Origin of the sequence: Massilia brevitalea, from assembly GCF_030711405.1 — a bacterium.
Lineage (GTDB): Bacteria > Pseudomonadota > Gammaproteobacteria > Burkholderiales > Burkholderiaceae_D > Telluria > Telluria brevitalea.
The window spans coordinates 1-20,660 of the sequence record NZ_JAULSI010000062.1 but is presented as its reverse complement, the minus strand read 5'-3'; the positions used below and the strand labels follow the sequence as shown (position 1 = coordinate 20,660).

Sequence of the window (20,660 nt, the reverse complement as noted above, 5' to 3'; positions counted from 1 at the left end):
GGCCGATGTGCTGGAGAAGTTCGGGGTGCCGCTGGAGCCGGAGCCAGTGTTTGTTTGACGTAGGGTGGGCACTTGTGCCCACGCGGTGCCTCATTTGAGCGGTCGAACACGACGCAGAGTGCCGATCCGCACGCGTTCGTGTCCCTTCGCACAGACCGGCAATATTCACGCGCCGTACCGCGTGGGCACAAGTGCCCACCCTACAAACGACGGATCAGCCGCGCAGCGCCATCACCCAAACGACGGATCAGCCGCGCAGCGCCATCACCCAAACGACGGATCAGCCGCGCAGCCCCATCACCCGAACGACGGATCAGCCGCGCAGCGCCATCACCCGAACGATAAATCAGCCGCGCAGCGCCATCACCCGAACGACGAATCAGCCGCGCAGCGCCATCACCCGGACGACGAATCAGCCGCGCAGCGCCATCACCCGGACGACGAATCAGCCGCGCAGCGCCATCACCCGGACGACGAATCAGCCGCGCAGCGCCATCACCCGGACGACGAATCAGCCGCGCAGCGCCATCACCCGGACGACGAATCAGCCGCGCAGCGCCATCACCCGGACGACGAATCAGCCGCGCAGCGCCATCACCCGGACGACGAATCAGCCGCGCAGCGCCATCACCCGGACGACGAATCAGCCGCGCAGCGCCATCACCCGGACGACGAATCAGCCGCGCAGCGCCATCACCCGGACGACGAATCAGCCGCGCAGCGCCATCACCCGGACGACGAATCAGCCGCGCAGCGCCATCACCCGGACGACGAATCAGCCGCGCAGCGCCATCACCCGGACGACGAATCAGCCGCGCAGCGCCATCACCCGGACGACGAATCAGCCGCGCAGCGCCATCACCCGGACGACGAATCAGCCGCGCAGCGCCATCACCCGGACGACGAATCAGCCGCGCAGCGCCATCACCCGGACGACGAATCAGCCGCGCAGCGCCATCACCCGGACGACGAATCAGCCGCGCAGCGCCATCACCCGGACGACGAATCAGCCGCGCAGCGCCATCACCCGAACGACGAATCAGCCGCGCAGCGCCATCACCCGAACGACAAAATCAGCCGCGCAGCGCCATCACCCGGTTGCGCCCACGCGCCTTGGCCGCTTCCAGCGCCTCGTCCGCGCGCTCGAGCAGCGTTTCCAGCCCGGCATCCTCGGCCGGCACGCTCGACGCCACGCCAATCGACATCGTCACCACGCGCCGCTCGGGCGACGGATGCGACAGCGCCAGCCGTTCGAGCGACGCTCGGCAGGCCTCGGCCACGCGCACCGCGCCGTCCAGGCTGGTGTCGGGCAGCATGATCGCGAACGCCTTGCCGCTGTAGCGCGCCGCCAGGTCGGATGGGCGCTTCAGCTGACCGACCAGCAGGCCGGCCAGCTTCTTCAGGCACAAATCCCCTGCATCCTGGCCCAGGCGTTCGTTGAACTGGTCGAAATGGTCGACGTCGCACACCAGCACCGACAGCGGCTGGCCGTTGCGGCGCGCGCGCTGCCATTCGTTCTGAGCCACGTGGTCGAAGCGGCTGCGGCTGGCGACGCCGGTCAGGGCGTCGAGCCCGGCCAGCTGCTCGATCTCGACCTGCACGCGGGCCAGGACCGCCTCGGTCGTGCGCAGGTGGCACACGGCGGCGTCGCGCTGGCGGCGCGCCAGGTGGGCGTCGGCGTGGTAGCGCACGCGCGCCAGCAATTCGGTGCGCGCCGGCAGGTGGGCCAGGTAATCGGTGGCGCCGGCGGCAAAGGCCGCCTCCCGTCCCGCCGCTTCGGCCTGCGGCGCGATCACCAGCAGCGGCACGTCCTTCAACACGTCGCTCGTGCGCCAGGCGTGAACGAAGCCGCCGCCATCCTCGTATCCGGACAGGGCCTGCAATACGACCGACGGCGCCAGCGCGGCCGCGCGCTCGCGCGCCTCGGACTGGCCGGCCTGGTGCAGCTCGACGCCGTCGACGCCCGCCAGGGTTTCGGCCAGCGCGGCGGCAACGGGCGATGCGCTGCCGACCAGTAGCACGCGGCAAGGAAGGCTGGAGGGGAACTCGCTGTCGGATATCATCGATGGAACGGGGTAATCGGAAGACGCTCATTTTACCCCGCGGCATTGACATCTGGTTTGCAAGTCGACGTCAGCGTCGGTTCGGCCCAACAGTGCGCAGGCGCGCGCGATCGTCTATCCTCTTGTTCATGATCATCCTGGAGACAAGCATGAAAGCCATCGTTACCGGACATACCAAAGGCCTGGGCGCCGCCATCACGCAGGAACTGCTGGCGCGCGGCATTCCCGTGCTCGGGCTGGCGCGCGGCCGTTCGCCGGATGCCGCCACGCGCTACCCCGGCCTGCTGACCGAGATCGAACTCGATTTGTCCGACAGTGCAGCCATGACGGCGTGGCTGGGCCGCGGCGAAGTCAGCGCCTGGCTGGCCGGCTGCAGCACGGCGCTGCTGGTGAACAATGCCGGCATCGTATCGCCGGTCGGCCCGCTGGCCGAGCAGGACCCCTTGCAGGCGATTCGCGCCGTCACCCTGAACGTGGCGGCGCCGCTGGCGCTGGCGGCGAGCGTGGTGCAGGCGACGGTGGGCGCCGAGCGCCGCATCCTGCACGTGTCGAGCGGGGCGGGGCGCTCGGCCTATCCCGGCTGGAGCGTGTACTGCGCCACCAAGGCCGCGCTCGACCGCCATGCCGAAGCCGTGCAGCTGGACGGCGACGCCACGGTGCGCGTGTGCAGCCTGGCGCCGGGGGTGATCGACACCGGCATGCAGGCCGAGATCCGCGCCACGGGCGAAGACCGTTTTCCGCTGCGCGAGCGTTTCGTGCAGCTGAAGGCGCAGGGCGGCCTGAGTTCGCCCGAGGATTGCGCGCGCAGGCTGGTGGCGTATTTGCTGGCCGATGGTTTTGGCAGCCAGGCGGTGGCGGATTTGCGCGAGGTGTGATGGGGATGGTGGGAATGGTGGGTTCGAGAACCCACCCTAAGAACCTGCCAGCAGAGAACCCACCCTACGAACCTGCCGCAGTTGTAGGGTGGGTTCTCGAATCCACCGCATGCACGTGGTGACGATCGGGAGCCGGCTGTTGCCGTTGTAGGGTGGACACCTGTGTCCACGCTGTGCCACGGCTGCATGTCGAAACCTGCTTCGGGGCGAATCAAACGCACGACCGCGTGGGCACGAGTGCCTTGCGCGGCCCGGCCCACCCTACAAAAACAAAAAAGCCGCCCGAAGGCGGCTTCTCATGCATCGGCAGCAGACTTACTGGCCGCGCTTTGCACGCGCCTTTGCCGCAATCCGCATCCGCAGCGCATTCAGCTTGATGAAGCCGCCCGCATCCGCCTGGTTGTAGGCGCCGCCGTCTTCGTCGAAGGTGGCGATGTTCATGTCGAACAGCGAATCGGTCTTCGAGTCGCGCGACACCACGATCACGTTGCCCTTGTAGAGCTTCACGCGCACCCAGCCGTTCACGGTGGCCTGGGTATGATCGATCAGCGTCTGCAGCGCGACGCGTTCCGGCGCCCACCAGTAGCCGTTATAGATCAGCGAGGCGTAGCGCGGCATCAGGTCGTCCTTCAGGTGCGCCACTTCGCGGTCCAGCGTGATCGACTCGATCGCACGGTGCGCGCGCAGCATGATGGTGCCGCCCGGGGTTTCGTAGCAGCCGCGCGACTTCATGCCGACGTAGCGGTTTTCCACTAAGTCCAGCCGGCCGATACCGTGCTTGCCGCCGACGCGGTTCAGTTCCGTCAGCACTTCGGCTGGCGACATGCGCTTGCCGTTCAGGGCCACGATGTCGCCCTGTTCGAATTCGATGTCGAGGTACTCGGCTTCGTTCGGCGCCGCTTCCGGCGACACGGTCCAGCGCCACATCGATTCCTCGGCTTCGGCGCTCGGGTTTTCCAGGTGCCGGCCTTCAAAGGAGATGTGCAGCAGGTTGGCGTCCATCGAGTAGGGCGCGCCGCCGTTCTTGTGCTTCATGTCGACCGCGATGCCGGCGTCTTCCGCGTACTTCAGCAGCTTCTCGCGCGACAGCAGGTCCCATTCACGCCATGGAGCGATGATCTTGACGTCCGGTTTCAGCGCATACGCGCCGAGTTCGAAGCGCACCTGGTCGTTGCCCTTGCCGGTGGCGCCGTGCGAGATGGCGTCGGCGCCGGTGGCGTTCGCGATCTCGATCAGGCGCTTGGCGATCAGCGGGCGCGCGATCGAGGTGCCGAGCAGGTATTCGCCTTCGTAGACGGTGTTCGCGCGGAACATCGGGTAGACGAAGTCGCGCACGAATTCTTCGCGCACGTCGTCGATGTAGATGTTCTCCGGCTTGATGCCGAACTTGATCGCCTTGGCGCGTGCCGGTTCGAGTTCTTCGCCCTGGCCGAGGTCGGCGGTGAAGGTGACGATCTCGCAGCCGTAATTGTCTTGCAGCCATTTCAGGATGACGGAGGTGTCGAGGCCGCCCGAGTAGGCGAGAACTACTTTTTTGATGTCGCTCATGGTGTTCCAGTGTGGAGGGAGGAGAGGTCGGTCAGCCGGCCCCGAAGGGCCGACGATCTAACTAAGGGTGCTGCGTTTATGATGCTGCTTTAAAAAACGTGACTATTTTACTTGTCTTCGATACGGCCGAGCAGCAGGTACTCGATCAGCGCCTTCTGCACGTGCAGGCGGTTCTCGGCTTCGTCCCAGACCACCGACTGCGGGCCGTCGATGACCTCGGCCGCGACTTCCTCGCCGCGGTGCGCCGGCAGGCAGTGCATGAACAGGGCGTCCGGGGTGGCGCGCGCCATCTTGGCTGCATCCACGATGAAGCCGTCGAAGGCCTTCAGGCGTTCGGCGTTTTCCTTCTCGAAGCCCATGCTGGTCCATACATCCGTGCTGACCAGGTGTGCGCCTTCGCAGGCATCCGAAGGGTTGTCGAACAGCGTGTAGCGCTCGGTCGACACCAGCGACGGGTCGAGTTCATAGCCCTTCGGCGTGGCGATGTTCAGATGGAAGCCGAACACTTCGGCCGCCTGCAGCCAGGAGTACAGCATGTTGTTGGCGTCGCCGATCCAGGCCACGGTCTTGCCGGCAATCGCGCCGCGGTGCTCGTGGAAGGTGAAGATGTCGGCCAATACCTGGCAAGGATGGTGTTCGTTGGTCAGGCCGTTGATGACCGGGACGCGCGAATGCGCGGCGAAGCGTTCGATGATGTCCTGGCCAAAGGTGCGCACCATGATGATGTCGCACATGCGGCTCATGACCTGGCCCGCGTCTTCCACCGGCTCGCCGCGGCCCAGCTGGCTGTCGCGCGTGTTCAGGTAGATGGCGGCGCCGCCCAGCTGGTGCATGCCGGCCTCAAAACTCAGGCGCGTACGCGTGGAGCTCTTCTCGAACACCATCACCAGCGTGCGGTCGACCAGCGGGTGATAGACCTCGTAGGCCTTGAACTTGCGCTTGATGACGGTCGCGCGCTCGATGACGTAGTTGAATTCGTCGAGCGAGAAGTCGGAGAACTGCAGGAAGTGCTTGATCGGTTTCGAGCCTGGCATATCGTTGTTCGCTTGTCTGTTATCCCTTCGATTATAAGGGCTTTTGTTTGACGCTGGGCTGCGGGGAACTACCTATCTTAATACAAGGTCTGCGCCGACTCGTGCAGCAGCTGCCCATACAGTTCGTGCCGGTGCCTTGCAATCTTCCCGCTTGCTACCGCATCGAGCACCGCGCACTGCGGCTCCGCCAGATGCCGGCAATTGTAGTACTTGCAGCCGCCCAGGTAGGGCTTGAACTCGACAAAGGCGCGCTCCAGCATGCCCTCGCTCAGGTGGTACAGCCCGAACTCCTGGAAGCCCGGCGAATCGATGATCGCCGCGCCGCTTGGTAACCAATATAGGCGCGTAAAGGTGGTGGTGTGCTTGCCGGTATCGAGCGCCGACGAAATCTCGCGCACGGCGATGTCGGCATCCGGCACCAGCAAATTGATGAGCGAGGACTTGCCCATGCCCGACTGCCCGATGAAGATCGACGATTGCCCCGCCAGCAGCGGCTGCAGCACGGCCAGGGCATGCTCGGGATTCGCACGCGCCGACATCTCGTGCACCGGATACCCCAGCGCGCCATACACGGCGGCGCGTTCGCGTGCACGCGGCAGCAAGTCGGCGACGTCGGTCTTGTTCAGGATGATGTGGGCCTCGATGCCCGCCGCTTCGGCCGCCACCAGCGAGCGCGACACCAGGTCGTCGGCAAAACCCGGTTCGGTCGCCACGACGATGAACAGGCGCGAGATGTTCGCCGCCAGCAGCTTCGACTTGTACTGGTCCGAGCGGTAGATGAGGGTGGTGCGGTCGGCGATCTTTTCGATCACGGCCTGGTCGTTCGAGGTCTGCTGCAGGTGGACCACGTCGCCGACCGCCACATTCGTCTTCTTGCCGCGCGTGACGCACTGGAATTTGGCGCCGTCGACATCGGCCAGGTAGTGGCGGCCGTGGGCCGCGATAATGGTTCCAAGCATGCTCATGCGCGGCGTTCCTCGTAGATTGCGTCGGCTTTCGCAGCGCAGATAAAGTCGTTCATCGACACGGCATGGCCGGCCGAATGGGTGGTAAAGGCGACCAGGCAGTGGCGGTAGCGCACGCGCAGTTCGGGGTGGTGGTTTTCGAGATGGATCATCGCGGCCAGGGCATCGACGAAGGCGATGGTCGCGTGGTAATCGGTGAATGCATAGTCGCGCTCGATGTGGTTGCCGGCCAGGCGCCAGTCCGGCAGCGTGGCCAGATGTGCGTTCACGGCGCCGGCATCGAGCGCCGGCGCGCCGTGTACGCAGTGCCGGTCACGCAAGTTCATGCCGCCGCCGCGTTCAGATGCGCGGCATTCAAGTGTGCAATCCGCACCGACGCCGGCGGATGCGAATCATAGAAGGCCGAGTGCAGCGGGTCTGGCGTCAGCGTCGAGGCATTGTCCTCGTACATCTTGACCAGGGCCGAGACCAGGTCGTCGGCGCTGCTGTGCTTGGCCGCAAACGCGTCCGCCTCGAACTCGTGCTTGCGCGAGGTGATCGCGCTCAGGGGACCCAGCACGAAGGTGAAGATCGGCAGCACCAGCATGAACAGCAGCAGGGCCATGGCGTCGTTCGGCGCGCCCAGCATCGGCGTCACGCCCAGGCCGGTGTAGAACCAGCTTTGTTCCTTCAGGTAGCCGAGCAGGGCCAGGAAGCCCAGCGACAGCGCGAACATCACCACCATGCGCTTGAGGATGTGGCGCAGCTTGAAGTGGCCGAGTTCATGGGCCAGCACGGCCTCGATTTCCTGCGGCGCCAGGCGCTCGATCAGGGTGTCGAAGAAGACGATGCGCTTGGCCGCGCCGAAGCCGGAAAAATAGGCGTTGCCGTGGGCGCTGCGGCGGCTGCCATCCATCACGAACAGGCCTTTCGAGGCGAAGCCGACGCGCGCCATCAGGCCTTCGATGCGTGTCTTGAGGCTGGCGTCGGCCAGCGGCGTGAACTTGTTGAAGAGCGGGGCGATCACGGTCGGGTACAGCACCATCATCAAGAGCTGGAAGCCGCTCCACACGCACCAGGCCCAGAACCACCACAGCGAACCGGTGGTCTCCATCAGTTTCAGCACCACCCAGATGAGTGGCAGGCCGATGGCGGCGCCGAGCAGCGTCCCCTTCACCATGTCGCCCAGCCACAGGCCAGGGGTCATCTTGTTGAAGCCGAAGCGCTGTTCCAGCACGAACTGGCGGTAGTAATCGAAGGGCAGGTCGAGCACGCCGGAAATGGCGGCAAAGGCGACCACCAGCAGGATCTGATGGAGCATGCCGGGGCCGGCCAGCGGCAGCAGGGCGCTGGAAATGGCCTGCAGGCCGCCCAGCAGGGTAAAGCCGATCAGCACCAGCCCGCCCCACAGCAGGGCCACGATGCCGAAGCGGGTCTTGGCCACGGTGTAGTCGGCCGCCTTCTGGTGCGTCTCGAGCGAGACCTTGGACGCGAATTCGCCGGGCACGCTGGCGCGCTTGCGCAGCACGTGCCGGACCTGGCGCTTGGCCAGCCAGAAGCGCAACCCGAGCGTCAGCACGAAGAAAACGACGAACAAGACTGAAAACGCAAGTGAAGACATTCTGTGCCTGTGAGAAAATGCAGGATTGTTTAAGGCAAAGAGAGAATTATGTCACAAGCCACCGAATCCACCGCAGCCAACAACGCTGCCGCACCAGCTGCCGCACCTGCCGCACGCCCGAACGAATTCAACCTGGTCTGGGTTGACATGGAAATGACCGGCCTCGATCCGGACAACGACCGCATCATTGAAGTGGCCGTCGTCGTCACCGACCCCGACCTGAACGTGATCGCCGAAGGCCCGGTGTTCGCCATCCACCAGTCCGACGAAACGCTGAACAAGATGGACAACTGGAACAAGGGCACGCACGGCAAGTCGGGCCTGATCGACCGCGTGAAAGCCTCGACCGTCAGCGAAGCCGACGCCGAAGCCCAGCTGATCGCCTTCCTCAAGCAGTACGTCCCGGCGAACAAGTCGCCGATGTGCGGCAACTCGATCTGCCAGGACCGCCGCTTCATGGCGCGCGGCATGCCGAAGCTGGAAGCCTTCTTCCACTACCGTAACCTGGACGTGTCGACGCTGAAGGAACTGTGCCGCCGCTGGAAGCCGGAGCTGGCGTCGGGCTTCAAGAAGCACCAGAAGCATACCGCCCTGGCCGACATCATGGAATCGGTCGAGGAACTGAAGTATTACCGCGAGCACTTCATCAAGTTGTAATAAGTAGGCGGTAACACGCAACTGTAAAATCCCGCCGCATCCGTGCACCGTTGTGCTGCCACAATGTGAGAAAATGTCAATATGCACGGATTCTTGCGCGGCGCCCATGATGCGGCCCCCGCCAGCCTGCGCGCCCTGATCGGCGTGCACGACTGGCGGCATTCACCCCTCGGACACCCCGACGACTGGCCGCCCCAGCTGGCGACTGCGGTCGCGATGGCGCTCGACTCGGCGCTGCCGATGTTCATCGCCTGGGGGCCGGACCTGCGCATGCTGTACAACGACGCCTATGTGCAGATGCTGGGCGAGCGCCACCCGGGGGCCCTGGGCGAGCCGTTCCAGCGCGTCTGGTACGATGCCTGGCCGCAGCTGGTGCCGATCATCGACCGCGCACTGTCCGGCAAGGGCGTCCACTTCGAAGACCTGGAAATTCCCATCGTGCGCAACGGCGCGCGCGAGCCGGCCAACTTCACCTTTTCGTATTCGCCTCTGCACGACGGCGCCGGGCGCGTGGCCGGCATGTACTGCACGGCGGTGGAAACCACCGAACGCCTGCGCGCCGAACGCCGCGCCGCCCTCGAACTGAAGCTCTCCGATGCCTTGCGCCCGCTGCACGCGCCGGCCGAGGTGCTGGCCACCGCCGGCGCCCTGCTGGGGCAAGAGCTGGGCCTGGCGCGGGTGCTGTACGGCGAGCTCGACGACGAAAGCGGCAGCTTCACGCTGGCCAGCCAGTGGCTGCGCAGCGGCATGGCCGGCCTGTCGCAGGCGCGCTACCGGCTCGACGAATTCGGCCCCGGCATCGGCGCCGCCCTGCGCGCCGGCGAAACCGTCGTCATCGAGGACATCGCGCTCGACCCGCGCACCGCCGGCTGGCCTGCACGCTACAACGAGGAAGCCATCGGTGCGGTGGTCACGGTGCCGCTGGTGCGCGGCGGGCGCCTTTCCGCTTTCCTGAGTATCAACCGCAACGCGCCGCATCGCTGGACCCGGGACGAATTGCATTTCACGCGCGACACCGCCGAGCGCACCTGGACCGCGCTCGACGGCGCGCGCACCCAGGCCGCCCTGCGCGCCGAACGCGACCGCAGCCGCACCATTTTCGACACCATCAGCGAGGGTTTCGGCCTGCTCGACCGCGACTGGAAGCTGCTGGAAATGAACGCCGAAGGCCTGCGCATCTGCCACCTGACGGCGGAGCAGGTGATCGGCCGCAGTCACTGGGAACTGTTCCCTGAAGTGGAGGGGACCGACACCGGCGTCATGCTGCACCGGGTGATGGCCGAGCGCCGCGCCGGCCAGATCGAATACAAGCTGGCGCCGGTGGACGGGCGCTCGGGCTGGACCGAAATCCGCGCCTTCCCGGTGCAGGACGGCGGCATCGCGATCTTCTTCCGCGACATCACCGACCGCAAGCTGGCCGAGGAAAAGCTGATGGCGGCCGACCAGCGCAAGGATGAATTCCTGGCCATGCTGGCCCATGAACTGCGCAATCCGCTGGCGCCGATCAAGTCGGCCGCCATGCTGCTCGACATGGGCATGCTCAACGAAACCCGGGTGCGCCAGAGCAGCGCCATCATCGGGCGCCAGGTGAAGCACATGACGCGCCTGGTCGACGACCTGCTGGATGTGTCGCGCGTGACGCGCGGCCTGATCGTGCTCGACAAGGCCGTGCTCGACGTGCGCAGCATCGTCGACGAAGCGGTGGAGCAGGTGCGCCCGCAGCTGCTGGCGCGGCGCCAGACCCTGGGCGTGCACCTGCCGGCATCGAACGTCAGCGTCGAGGGCGACCGCGCGCGCCTGGTGCAGGTGCTGGCGAATTTGCTGAACAACGCCGTCAAGTACACACCCGAGGAACGCGCGATCGAGGTCCGGGTGCGCATCCTCGACGGCCAGCTGGAGCTGGCCGTGTGCGACGAGGGCATCGGCATGGAGCCGGAACTCACCGAGCGCGCCTTCGACCTGTTCGCCCAGGCCACGCGCTCGAGCGACCGTTCGCAGGGCGGGCTGGGCCTCGGCCTGGCGCTGGTGCGCAACCTGGTCGAACTGCATGGCGGCTCGGTGCGTTGCGCCAGCCCGGGGCCGGGGCAGGGCAGCACCTTTACGGTGACGCTGCCGCTGGCGGCGCCGCTGGCGCCGGCCGAACCGCTTGCCGCTGCCACGGCCGCGGCGGGCGGGCCATTGCGGGTGATGGTGGTGGACGACAACGTCGACGCCGCCGAAACGCTGGCCATGCTGCTCGATGCGGCCGGGCACACAGTGGAAGTCGAGCACGATTCGGGCCGCGCGCTGGAGCGTGCGCGTGCGGCGGCGCCGGACGTGTTCCTGCTCGATATCGGCCTGCCCGAAATCGACGGCAACGAACTCGCGCGGCGTTTATTGGCCCAGCCCGAGACGGCGGACGCGGTGCTGATCGCGGTATCGGGCTACGGGCAGGAACAGGACAAGCGCGCCGCGCGCGAGGCGGGGTTCCGGCATCACCTGGTCAAGCCGGTGGATTTCGAGCAGCTGGTCGAATTGTTGGCCGAAGTGCGCGGCGCGGTGGCGTGAGGGATTTGTTTGTGTAGACCGGGTGGGCACAGGAGCGCCCACCCTACGCATGCGTCGGCCTGTGACTCCGGAAACGTAGGGTGGGCGCCCCGTGCCCACGCGTCGATCGCCAACGCCTCATCGATCGCCCCGGCTGATCTTGCCGACAGCCCTTACCGCATCTGCGTGTAATTCACCGGCACAAATCGATACCCCTTGCCCTCGGTCCGCACATGCCCCAGCCCCGGGAACTGCAAATGCGCACCGCCGATCAGCGTTCCATCCTTCGCCGCCATGTCGAACAGCTTCTTGCGCGCCGCCGCGGCCGCCTTCTGGTCGCCGTCGAAGCCGATGGTCACCGCCGGGTTCTCGAACTGCACCGCCGCCACGTGGATCAAGTCGCCGATCAGCATCATCTTCTGCCCGCCGCTCTCGACGACGAAGGTGGTGTGCCCCGGCGTATGCCCGTGTCCACCCAGCGAACGCACGCCCGGCGACACCTCGGCATCGCCCTCGAAGGTCTTGAACCGGCCTGCCTTGATGTAAGGATCGAGCGCCGCCAGCGCATTCTTGAAGGAGCTCTTGTCCTCTGCCTTGTCCATGTTCACCTGGTTCAGCCAGTGATCGGCCTCGACCTTGGACGCGCGCACGACGGCGTTCGGGAAGGCCGGCTTCGCGGCGCTCGTCAAGCCACCCAGGTGGTCGCTGTGGAAGTGAGTCAGGTAAACCTCGTTGACCTGCTCGGGCGCGTAGCCGGCCGCCTTCATGTTGGCCAGCAGCTTGCCGAGCGTCGGCCCGAACAGCACGCCGGCGCCGGTGTCGACCAGGATCAGCTTCTTGCCGGTGTTGACCAGGAAGGCATTGTCCGAGGTTTCCAGTGGCGCCTGCAGGTAAGCCCTGGCCAGCGTGGCGTTGGTCTTCCCGGCCTTGTCGCTCAACAGCTTGTCGACCGGCAGGTCGACGGTGCCGTCGGACAGCGGCGTGATCTCGAACTGGCCCAGCATCAGGCGGAAGTAGCCGGGGGCGGGCGTTTTCGCCATCGGGGCGGCGGCAAGGGAAGGGGCGACGATGCAGGCGCAGGCGCAGGCGGCAGCCAGCGCGCGCAGGACGGTCTTGTTCATGGGTTCTCCGGTGGCTGATGTGGCGCTTTCCTCAATATTGCGCATCGTACATCAAGCACCGGAGAAGCGCTGGGCGCCCGTCGGTTTCCCGACGGGCTGGCAGTCGCGCTTACTTTTCCTTTTACTTCTTCGCTGCAAACGCCTTCTTCAGCTCGTCCGCCGCGAACTGTTCCGCTTCCTTCGCCTTCGGCACCACCGCGCCCATGCCGAAGAATTCGTGGGTCACGCCGCTGTATTCCTTGTAGTTCACAGCGACGCCATCCTTCTTCAGCTTGTCCGCATAGGCTTTACCTTCAGACAGCAACGGGTCGATCTCGGCCGCGACGATGGTTGCCGGCGGCAAGCCCTTCAGCGAAGTGGCCTTCATCGGCAGCGCGTACGGGTTCTTCGGATCGCCGCCGTAGTGCTTGAAGAACCATTCCATCATCGGCTTGTTGAGCGGCTTGGCGTTCGCATTCTGCTTGTACGAAGCCGTGTTCATGTCGTCGTTGACGACCGGGTAGACCAGCAGCTGGTGCACCGGCAGGGCGACTTTCTTATCGCGCGCCATCATCGAGACCACGGTCGCCAGGTTGCCGCCGGCGCTTTCGCCGCCGACCGCCACGCGATTCGGATCGCCATTGATTTCCTTGGCGTGCGCCAGCACCCACTGGTAGGCGGCAAAGGCGTCGTTCGGCGCGGCCGGGAATGTGTGCTCGGGCGCGCGGCGGTAGTCCACCGAGACCATGATCGCATTCGCCATCTTGGCCAGCGCGCGCGGGCTGGCGTCGTACACCTTGGTGTCGGCGATGACGAAGCCGCCGCCGTGGTAGTACACCATCACCGGGAACGGGCCCTTGCCTTCAGGCGTGTAGACGTGGATCGGGAAGCCGGCGTCGCCGCTGCCGATCGTCATGTCCTTGACCGTGACGCCGGCTTCCGGTGCGGCCGGCTTGCCGCTGTCGGCCAGGACCTTCTTCACGGCGTCGGCCGGCGTCGGCTGCTTGCGCGCTTCTTCCGGCGTCAGGGTCTCGATGGGTTTTGGTTTCAGCGCGGCCATGGCGTCGAGTACCTTCTGCATGGCCGGCTCGGCCTTTGGCGGCTGGGGCGACTGGGCCAGGGCGGCGCCGGCAGCCAGGACGGCGGCGCCGGCCAGCAGCGTAAGTGGAAGTGCTTTTTTCATGTTGGATACTCCCTTTATCGTCAAATTCGGCATCACGCGGCGCGATGCGCCGCTCGTGCTTACCTGGAGCCAGCTTCGGTGCGCACGGTTGAACTGTCCGTGCGCCAACGCGCTTTGACGGAATTGCGTACTCAACGTGACGAAAGGCAAGCTATCGCGGACGTTCGGGCTTCTGCAAGTCCGGTACGGTTTATGGTGTAATGGCAGTCTTTGCTTTAAGCGCTTTCTGTCATGCAAGGAAGTTTCACCCAATGGCTGCACGGCTTCCTGCCGCAGCCGCTTGCCGCCAGCCGCACCGAGCGCCTGCGCGCCACCGCCGGGGCCTGTGTCGGCCTGTTCGTCACCGCGCTCCTGAGCCACATGCTGGCGCCCGGCCTGGCCGCCTGGCTGATCGCGCCGATGGGCGCTTCGGCCGTGCTGCTGTTCTGCGTGCCGGCCAGCCCGCTGGCCCAGCCCTGGTCGGTGGTTGGCGGGAATACCCTGTCGGCCCTGGTCGGCGTCGCCTGCTGGCACCTGGTCCCTGATCCGCTGCTGGCCGCGCCGCTGGCCGGCTGCCTGGCGATTGCCGCCATGTTCGCGCTGCGCTGCCTGCATCCGCCCGGCGGCGCCGTGGCCCTGACCGCGGTGCTGGGCGGCGCGGCGGTGCATACCGCCGGCTGGCATTTCGCCCTGCTGCCGGTGGCGCTGAACTCCGCCGTCATCGTCGGCGCCGCGCTCCTCTACAACAACCTGACCGGGCGCCGCTACCCGCACGCGCCGCACGCGGCCGACCGCAACCTGCACGCCACCGGCGACCCGGCCCCGGCCGCGCGCCTCGGCATCACGGAGCAGGACCTGGAAGCGGCCATGGCGCGCTATGGCGAAGTGCTGGACGTCGGCCGCGACGATTTGCTGGCGATCGTCGACGACGCGCGCCAGCTGGCGCTGCACCGCCACTTCCGCGAACGCACCTGCGCCGAGCTGATGTCGCGCCACGTGATCGCGGCCGGCCCGCGCGACACCCTGGACCACGCGCGCGACCTGCTGCTGCGCCACCGCCTGCAAGGCGTGCCGGTGCTGGACGGGCAGCGGCGCCTGCTCGGCTTCCTGTCGCAGGAAGACCTGCTGCGCCAGAGCGGATGGGGAGCGCGCCTGCGCGCACTGGTGCCGGGCGCCGCGCCGCGCGTGGAAGACGCGATGCACCGCATCGTCGCCGTGCTCGATGGCGGCGAACCGCTGGCGCGGCTGGTGCCGCTGCTGGGCGGCGAGGGCCATCGCCAGGTGGCGATTACCGGCGCGGGCGGCGCCGTGGTCGGCGTGGTGGGGCGCTCAGATTTGCTGGCGGCGCTGTGCGAACGGCAGCTGGAAACCGCGTCCTGAGGCAGGCCGGCAGCGCCTTGTCTTTACTGCTGAGCGCCGCGGCAGGCGTATCCGGAGTAGCATGCAAGCTAATTAAGCGGACAACCAGGAGCGACGCGTGACCTACGCCAGCGACCAGAAAGACGACGGCAGCGGCCTGTCGCTTGCCTCGCAGCGCATGCTCGCACTGCGCGAACAGGTGTTCGCGCAGTGGGAAGCCGAGGTGCGCGCCAGTGTGGAGGAGGCGGCCCAGCTGCGCCATCCGGTGCTGATCGATACGCTGCCTGTCTTCTACGACAACATCGCCGAGAGCCTGACGCCGGGCTACAGCCGCCAGGGCGGCGGCGACGGCACCACGGTGGCCGCCGAGCACGGCGGCGAGCGCGCCCGCGTGACCGGCTACGACCACGTGGCCCTGATCGACGAATACCAGCTCCTGCGCCGCTGCATCCTGGAGGCGCTGGCCGGCGACGGCATCTCGCTCAGCCATGCCGAGGTGCTGGTCATCGACAGCTCGATCGACGCCGCCATCAAGGAAGCCATCAATGCCTTTACCCTGGTGCACCGCGGCCTGCAGGAACGCTTTACGGCGGCGCTGACCCACGACCTGCGCGGGCCGCTGCACGCCACCTCGATGGCGCTCGACATCATCCTCATGACCGACGACCCGGTACGGATCCGCACCGTGGCGGCCAAGGCGCTGGCGAATGTGCAGCGCATGGGCGGCATGGTGAGCGAACTGCTCGATTCGATGGCCTTCCACGGCGGCCAGGGCGTGTCGCTGGAACTGAGCCAGTTCGATATCTGCGAACTGGTGCGCGAAGTGCAGCTCGATGCGGTGGCCCACCAGGGCATCCCGGTGCACATGACGCCGGTCTCGGTACATGGCTGGTGGGACCGCAAGGCGCTCTGGCGCGCGATCGAGAACATGATCACCAATGCCAGGAAATACGGGCAGGACGGCACGCCGATCACGGTCAACATCGACAACGTGCACGAGCGCCTGCTGCTGACGGTGCATAACCACGGCGAGCCGATTCCCGCGAGCGAACAGGAATGCATCTTCCAGATGTACCGCCGCGCGGAAGCGGCGCGCCAGGGCGTGAAGGGCGGCTGGGGCATCGGCCTGCCTTACGTGCGCGCGGTGGCCGAAAGCCACGGCGGCAGCGTCGGGGTCGACAGTTCGCGCGAGCGCGGCACCACCTTCGTCATCGATATTCCGGTCGATTGCCGGCCTTTCCAGGGTGCGCCGACCCTGGCGTGATGGCAGGGTGGACGGGGCCGGCAGGCGAAAAAAAACCGGGGTCGTTCCCCGGTTCGTTTGCATCAAGCCTGGTCGGCCCCGCAGCACTTCTTGAACTTCTTGCCGCTGCCGCAAGGGCAGTCGTCGTTGCGGCCGGTCTTCGGCCCATCGTTGCGGATGGTCTCGACCGCCGGTTTGCGCAGCGGCAGCCAGTAGCGGTAGATGGCCGGCAGGTTGGCCTCGATCTCGAGCGCCAGCTGGTGCGCCTTGACCGGGTCTTCGACCAGCGGCAGCTCGTCTTCCTCGATCTCGTCGGCGCCGAGCAGGTACAGCGGGCGCATCAGCTCGCCGACTTCGGATTCCCATACCGGGTCCCAGGAACCCGGGCGCAGTTCCATGCCTTCCCAGAAGCCCCAGCACCAGGCTTCGGCGTCGATCAGGGTCTGGCCGTTGTGCTCGTGCTCGCAGTACAGCGGCTCGAATTCCTTGGGCGCGACCTCGAAGGTGATCAGGACTTCGTTCATGAAGCGCATGATCAGGTTGAGGATGCGTTCTTCTTCCTTCGGGGTCTTCCACTTCGGCGCCTGCTTGCCGTCCTGGCCCCAGACGCGCGGCAGCCACTCGGCCGGCATGATGGTTTCCGGGCCGATCGCAATCGCGGTCAGGTAGCCGTGCAGGGTGTCCATCGTCATCGCGTCTTCCGGGCTACGCTCGGAGAGGAGGAACTGGTCGAGTTCGTCGAATTCTTTTTCGGTCAGGGGCTGTTCGAGTTGCATGGGGTGCCTTGTTGCGGTGAAGCCGCCAGTTTAACGCGTGACGGGTACCCAGCGCACGAAAATCTGCGCACCGCCTTACAATGGCAGGTATGGATAATTTGTCAGGTTTGCCGGATGCATCAGGTTCCCACCCCTTTGCCGGGCTCGGCCCCGAGCGCGTGCTCGACGCGCTGGAGAGTCTCGGCCTGTACGGGGATGGCCGCCTGCTGGCCCTGAACAGCTACGAAAACCGTGTCTACCAGGTAGGCCGCGAAGAGGGGCCGCCGGTGGTGGTCAAGTTTTATCGGCCCGAACGCTGGAGCGATGCCGCCATCCTCGAGGAGCATGCCTTCGTCGCCGAACTGGAGGAACGCGAGGTGCCGGTGGTGCCGGCCATGACGGTCGACGGGCGCACCCTGCATACCTTCGACGGTTTCCGTTTCGCCGTTTTCCCGCGCCGCGGCGGGCGCGCGCCGGAACTCGGCGACCCGGCCACGCTGGAATGGATCGGCCGCTTCATCGGCCGCATCCACGCCGTCGGCGGTCTGGCATCCTATACGCAGCGCCCGGCTCTGGACCAGCGCAGCTTCGGCCAGGAACCATTCGAATGGCTGATGCGGCACGACTTCCTGCCGCCGGAACTGCGCGCCACCTGGGCCAGCGTGCTCAAACAGGCCTTGCAGGGCGTGGCGCGCTGCTACGAGCGGGCAGGGCAGGTGCCCCTGCTGCGCCTGCACGGCGACTGCCACGTCGGCAACGTGCTCTGGACCGGCGACGGCCCGCACTTCGTCGACTTCGACGACAGCCGCATGGGGCCGGCGGTGCAGGACCTGTGGATGCTGCTCTCGGGCGAGCGCCAGGAGATGGTGCGCCAGATGAGCGACGTCCTGGCCGGCTATGAAGACTTTTGCGAATTCGATCCGCGCCAGCTCTACCTGGTCGAAGCCCTGCGCACCCTGCGCCTGATCCATTATTCGGCCTGGCTGGCGATGCGCTGGGACGATCCGGCCTTCCCTGCGGCCTTCCCCTGGTTTAATACGCAGCGCTACTGGCAGGACCGCATCCTGGAGCTGCGCGAGCAGGTTGCCTTGATGGACGAACCCCCTCTCTGGCCAGTATAAAAGCCGTATCGGAACCGACAGTCGGTTGCGCTATTTGAAGGCCTGAATTGCAAGGTTTTTGCGGCGCAGCTCGGCGTGACACGATTCGCGTCTTTCGCCGATAATGATCCGGCACGCTCCCTTTTCCAGACCGAGAAATACCATGGAACACCCACCGACTCCCGACGACGATACCGACTTCACGATCGACCTGCCGCCGCCTGCCGGCCGGCACGTGCCGCCCGCAGCCGGCGCGCCGTCCGCGGCGGGGCCTGCGCCCGCACCGGCGCCCGCGCCCGCGCCGGATCGCGGCCAGCTGGAAAAGAGCGCCATCAAGGAAGCGATCGCGCGCGTCGAGGCCGAGGCCAAGGCAAATGTCGCCGCCGAGAGCCGCGCCGCCGCCGAGTCCCATGCGCGCGCGCTGGCCGAGGAGCGTGCCGCCATGGACGCCGCCACCGCCGCCGCCGCGCTGGCGAATGCGCACGCCTCGGAGCAGGCCATCGAGGCCAACCGCGACCGCCTGGAAACCCTGCGCGCCGCCGCCCAGGCCTCGGGCGAGCGCCTGGAGGCGATGCGCCAGGAAACCGCCGAACTGCGCGCGCGCGTGCAGGCCGACACCGAAAGCCGCCTGGCCGCCGAAACGCGCTCGCGCGCCGCCGACGAAGCGCGCCGCCGCGTTGCCGAACAGATCGAAGCCGAAGCGGCAATGGCGATGGAAGCGGCGCGCGCCGCCGAGGACTTGCTGGCCCAGACCGAGGAAGCGCGGCGCCAGGCCGCCGAGCGCGTGGCCGCCGTGTATGCGGCGCGCGAAGAGGTACTGCACAGCGCCAGCGCCGATGCGCGCGTGGCGGTGCTGGCGCGCGAGCGCGAACGCGCCGAAAAGGCCGCCCGCTCCACCGCCGAAAAGCTGGCGCAGACCGAAGCCGAAGCCCTGGAACTGGCCGTGCAGCGCGAGCGCGCCGACCAGATCGCGCTGGCCTCGGCCTTTGCCCGCGCCGCCGCCGAGGCGCGCATGCTGGAAGAAGCGCGCGCGCTGGCCCACGTCGAGCACGAACGGACCAGCATCGCCGAGGCCCAGGCCGATTCGCAGCGGGTCGCCGCCGACACCGTGCGTTCGCGCCTGCAGCTGGAAAAGGAATTGCGCGACGCCGCCGTGCACCGCGAGCGCCTGGAGCAGATGGCCGCCGCCACCGCCGAGGCGCGGCGCGAGGCCGAGGCAAAGATCGTCGCCGCCACCGAGGCGCGCATCGGAGCCGACCGCAAGCTGCGCGAAGCGGCGCTGCTGCGCGCCCAGGCCGAGGAAGAAGCGGGCATGCAGGTCGACGCCCGGCTGCAGGCCGAGCTGACGGCCGCCGAGCATGCACAGCAGCGCGCCGAGGCCGACCGCATCGCCGCCGAAGCGGCCGGGCGCGACGCCGAGCAGCAGGCCCGTGCGCGCGAATTGGCCGAAGGCCGCGCCGCCCAGGCCGCCGCCGCCGCCGAGGCGCGCGCGGCCGAGAACGCGGCGGCCGAAGCGGCGCTGGCGCTGGCGAGCGAGCAGGCGGCGATGGCGCGCGACGCGGCGGAATTGGCCGCGCGGCGCGAAGCCGAGGCCGCGCAGCTTGCCGCGGCCGAGCGCGAACGCCTGCGCGCCGAAGAAGCGGCGCTGGCGCGCCTGCAGGAAAAACTCGAACACGAACGCGCGCTGGCTGCGGCCGCCCAGGCCCGGCTTGAAGCGGAAGAAGGGCAGGCGGCGCTGATGCGCGAGCAGTTCGAGGCCGAGCGCCGCATCGCCGAAGCCCAGCGCGCGGCCCTGGACGCCAAGCGCGAAGCGGCGGCCAGTGTGCTCGAGGAAGCCGCGCAGGAAGAAGCGGCCGCCGCCGCCGCCCAGGCGCAAGCCACGACCGCCCAGGCGCAGGCCGCGGCCGCCTCCAGCCTGGCGCAGCTGCAAGCCGAACGCGCGCAGGCCGAAGCGGCGCGCCTGGCCGCAACCGAGGCTGCCTTGGAGGCCGAACGCGCCTCCCTGGAGGCGGAACGGACCGCCGCCGAGGCGGCGCGCGGTGCGCTGGCGCTGGCCGAGCAGAAGTTGGCGGCGCAGCGCCTGCAAGCCGAATCCGAAGCGCGCGCCATGGAGGCGGCGGCGGCGCGCCTGGCCGCGGACCAGGCCACGGCCGAAAGCGCGCGCCTGCGCGCCGAAGCCGAAGCCGAGGCGACGCGCCTGTCCCTGGCGCGCGAAGCGGCCGAGAAAGAAGCAGTGCAAGCCGCCCTCGAGAAGCGCGACGCCCAGCGCGCCTTGCTGGAGCACGCCCAGGCGCACGCCGAGATGCAGCGCCGCACCGCCGCCACCACCCAGCAGATGGCCGACTCGCGGCGCGAACTGCTGGAGCTGGAAACGAAGCGCCTGGAAGAGCAGGCTGCGGAACTGTCGGCGACCGAGGATGCGGTCAACGAACGCAAGGCCGAAGCGCGCCAGCGTGCTGCGTCCGAGAATATTACGCGCGAAGTGCTGGGGCGCCTGAAGAAGCAGCCATCGGCGCAGCAGGCGGCGGCCAGGCTGGCGGAAGTGATCATGAACCAGCGGCGCACGAACGGCGAGTGAACGTCCTCACGGCGGGATGTTGTAGGGTGGACACCTGTGTCCACGCGGTTGTACCGTGCTGCGGCTGGTAATTTTCTGGAATCGGTAACGCATGC

16 protein-coding genes are annotated in these 20,660 nt (G+C 67.3%); 7 read left to right on the top strand and 9 right to left on the bottom strand.

The features are described from left to right. Positions 1-1,073: 1,073 nt before the first annotated feature. On the bottom strand, positions 1,074-2,063 hold the full coding sequence (locus tag QWL29_RS24505) for a diguanylate cyclase (protein WP_305825468.1): 990 nt from the start codon (positions 2,061-2,063) through the stop codon (positions 1,074-1,076). A gap of 149 nt (positions 2,064-2,212) precedes the next feature. On the opposite strand from QWL29_RS24505, the gene QWL29_RS24500 reads away from it, so the two are divergent. After that, on the top strand, positions 2,213-2,938 hold the full coding sequence (locus QWL29_RS24500; protein ID WP_305825467.1) for an SDR family oxidoreductase: 726 nt from the start codon (positions 2,213-2,215) through the stop codon (positions 2,936-2,938). Positions 2,939-3,253: 315 nt separating this feature from the next. Here QWL29_RS24500 and QWL29_RS24495 read toward each other — a convergent pair whose 3' ends face one another. From QWL29_RS24495 to QWL29_RS24475, 5 genes are all read right to left on the bottom strand, one after another. Further along, on the bottom strand, positions 3,254-4,486 hold the full coding sequence (locus tag QWL29_RS24495) for an argininosuccinate synthase (RefSeq protein ID WP_305825466.1): 1,233 nt from the start codon (positions 4,484-4,486) through the stop codon (positions 3,254-3,256). A 107-nt stretch (positions 4,487-4,593) separates the two neighbouring features. Continuing rightward, entirely contained in the window at positions 4,594-5,520 is a 927-nt protein-coding gene (gene argF, locus QWL29_RS24490) for an ornithine carbamoyltransferase (protein ID WP_305825465.1), read from the bottom strand. A 77-nt stretch (positions 5,521-5,597) separates the two neighbouring features. Then, positions 5,598-6,485 carry a ribosome small subunit-dependent GTPase A gene (gene rsgA / locus QWL29_RS24485; protein WP_305825464.1) on the bottom strand — a complete coding sequence of 296 codons (888 nt, stop codon included), beginning with the start codon at positions 6,483-6,485 and terminating at the stop codon, positions 5,598-5,600. Further along, positions 6,482-6,811 carry a 4a-hydroxytetrahydrobiopterin dehydratase gene (locus QWL29_RS24480; RefSeq protein WP_305825463.1) on the bottom strand — a complete coding sequence of 110 codons (330 nt, stop codon included), beginning with the start codon at positions 6,809-6,811 and terminating at the stop codon, positions 6,482-6,484. Before QWL29_RS24480 ends, rsgA begins: the two co-directional genes overlap by 4 nt. Next, on the bottom strand, positions 6,808-8,085 hold the full coding sequence (locus QWL29_RS24475; protein ID WP_305825462.1) for a M48 family metallopeptidase: 1,278 nt from the start codon (positions 8,083-8,085) through the stop codon (positions 6,808-6,810). Before QWL29_RS24475 ends, QWL29_RS24480 begins: the two co-directional genes overlap by 4 nt. A 48-nt stretch (positions 8,086-8,133) precedes the next feature. Here QWL29_RS24475 and orn point away from each other — a divergent pair, with 48 nt between their 5' ends. Further along, a complete protein-coding gene (orn, locus tag QWL29_RS24470; protein WP_305825461.1) occupies positions 8,134-8,742 on the top strand; it encodes an oligoribonuclease in 609 nt (202 codons plus the stop codon). A gap of 81 nt (positions 8,743-8,823) precedes the next feature. Then, the gene (locus tag QWL29_RS24465) at positions 8,824-11,289 is read left to right on the top strand and encodes a hybrid sensor histidine kinase/response regulator (protein ID WP_305825460.1); all 2,466 of its coding nucleotides are present in this window, start codon (positions 8,824-8,826) and stop codon (positions 11,287-11,289) included. A 152-nt stretch (positions 11,290-11,441) separates the two neighbouring features. On the opposite strand, the gene QWL29_RS24460 is transcribed toward QWL29_RS24465, so the two are convergent. Next, on the bottom strand, positions 11,442-12,389 hold the full coding sequence (locus tag QWL29_RS24460; RefSeq protein ID WP_305825459.1) for an MBL fold metallo-hydrolase: 948 nt from the start codon (positions 12,387-12,389) through the stop codon (positions 11,442-11,444). 121 nt (positions 12,390-12,510) lie between these two features. After that, positions 12,511-13,551: an alpha/beta hydrolase gene (locus QWL29_RS24455; protein ID WP_305825458.1), complete on the bottom strand. Its 1,041-nt coding sequence runs from the start codon at positions 13,549-13,551 to the stop codon at positions 12,511-12,513. A 231-nt stretch (positions 13,552-13,782) separates the two neighbouring features. On the opposite strand from QWL29_RS24455, the gene QWL29_RS24450 reads away from it, so the two are divergent. Both QWL29_RS24450 and QWL29_RS24445 read left to right on the top strand, forming a co-directional pair. After that, on the top strand, positions 13,783-14,910 hold the full coding sequence (locus tag QWL29_RS24450; protein WP_305825457.1) for an HPP family protein: 1,128 nt from the start codon (positions 13,783-13,785) through the stop codon (positions 14,908-14,910). Positions 14,911-15,007: 97 nt separating this feature from the next. Beyond that, positions 15,008-16,153 (top strand): sensor histidine kinase, encoded by a 1,146-nt coding sequence (locus QWL29_RS24445; RefSeq protein ID WP_305825456.1) that lies wholly within the window; start codon positions 15,008-15,010, stop codon positions 16,151-16,153. Positions 16,154-16,215: 62 nt separating this feature from the next. On the opposite strand, the gene QWL29_RS24440 is transcribed toward QWL29_RS24445, so the two are convergent. Next, on the bottom strand, positions 16,216-16,908 hold the full coding sequence (locus QWL29_RS24440) for a UPF0149 family protein (RefSeq protein WP_305825455.1): 693 nt from the start codon (positions 16,906-16,908) through the stop codon (positions 16,216-16,218). A gap of 89 nt (positions 16,909-16,997) precedes the next feature. Between QWL29_RS24440 and QWL29_RS24435 the strand changes: the two genes are divergently transcribed. Further along, positions 16,998-18,008 carry a serine/threonine protein kinase gene (locus tag QWL29_RS24435; RefSeq protein ID WP_305825454.1) on the top strand — a complete coding sequence of 337 codons (1,011 nt, stop codon included), beginning with the start codon at positions 16,998-17,000 and terminating at the stop codon, positions 18,006-18,008. Positions 18,009-18,150: 142 nt separating this feature from the next. Next, a complete protein-coding gene (locus QWL29_RS24430; RefSeq protein ID WP_305825453.1) occupies positions 18,151-20,565 on the top strand; it encodes a coiled-coil domain-containing protein in 2,415 nt (804 codons plus the stop codon). The last annotated feature ends 95 nt before the right edge of the window (positions 20,566-20,660 follow it).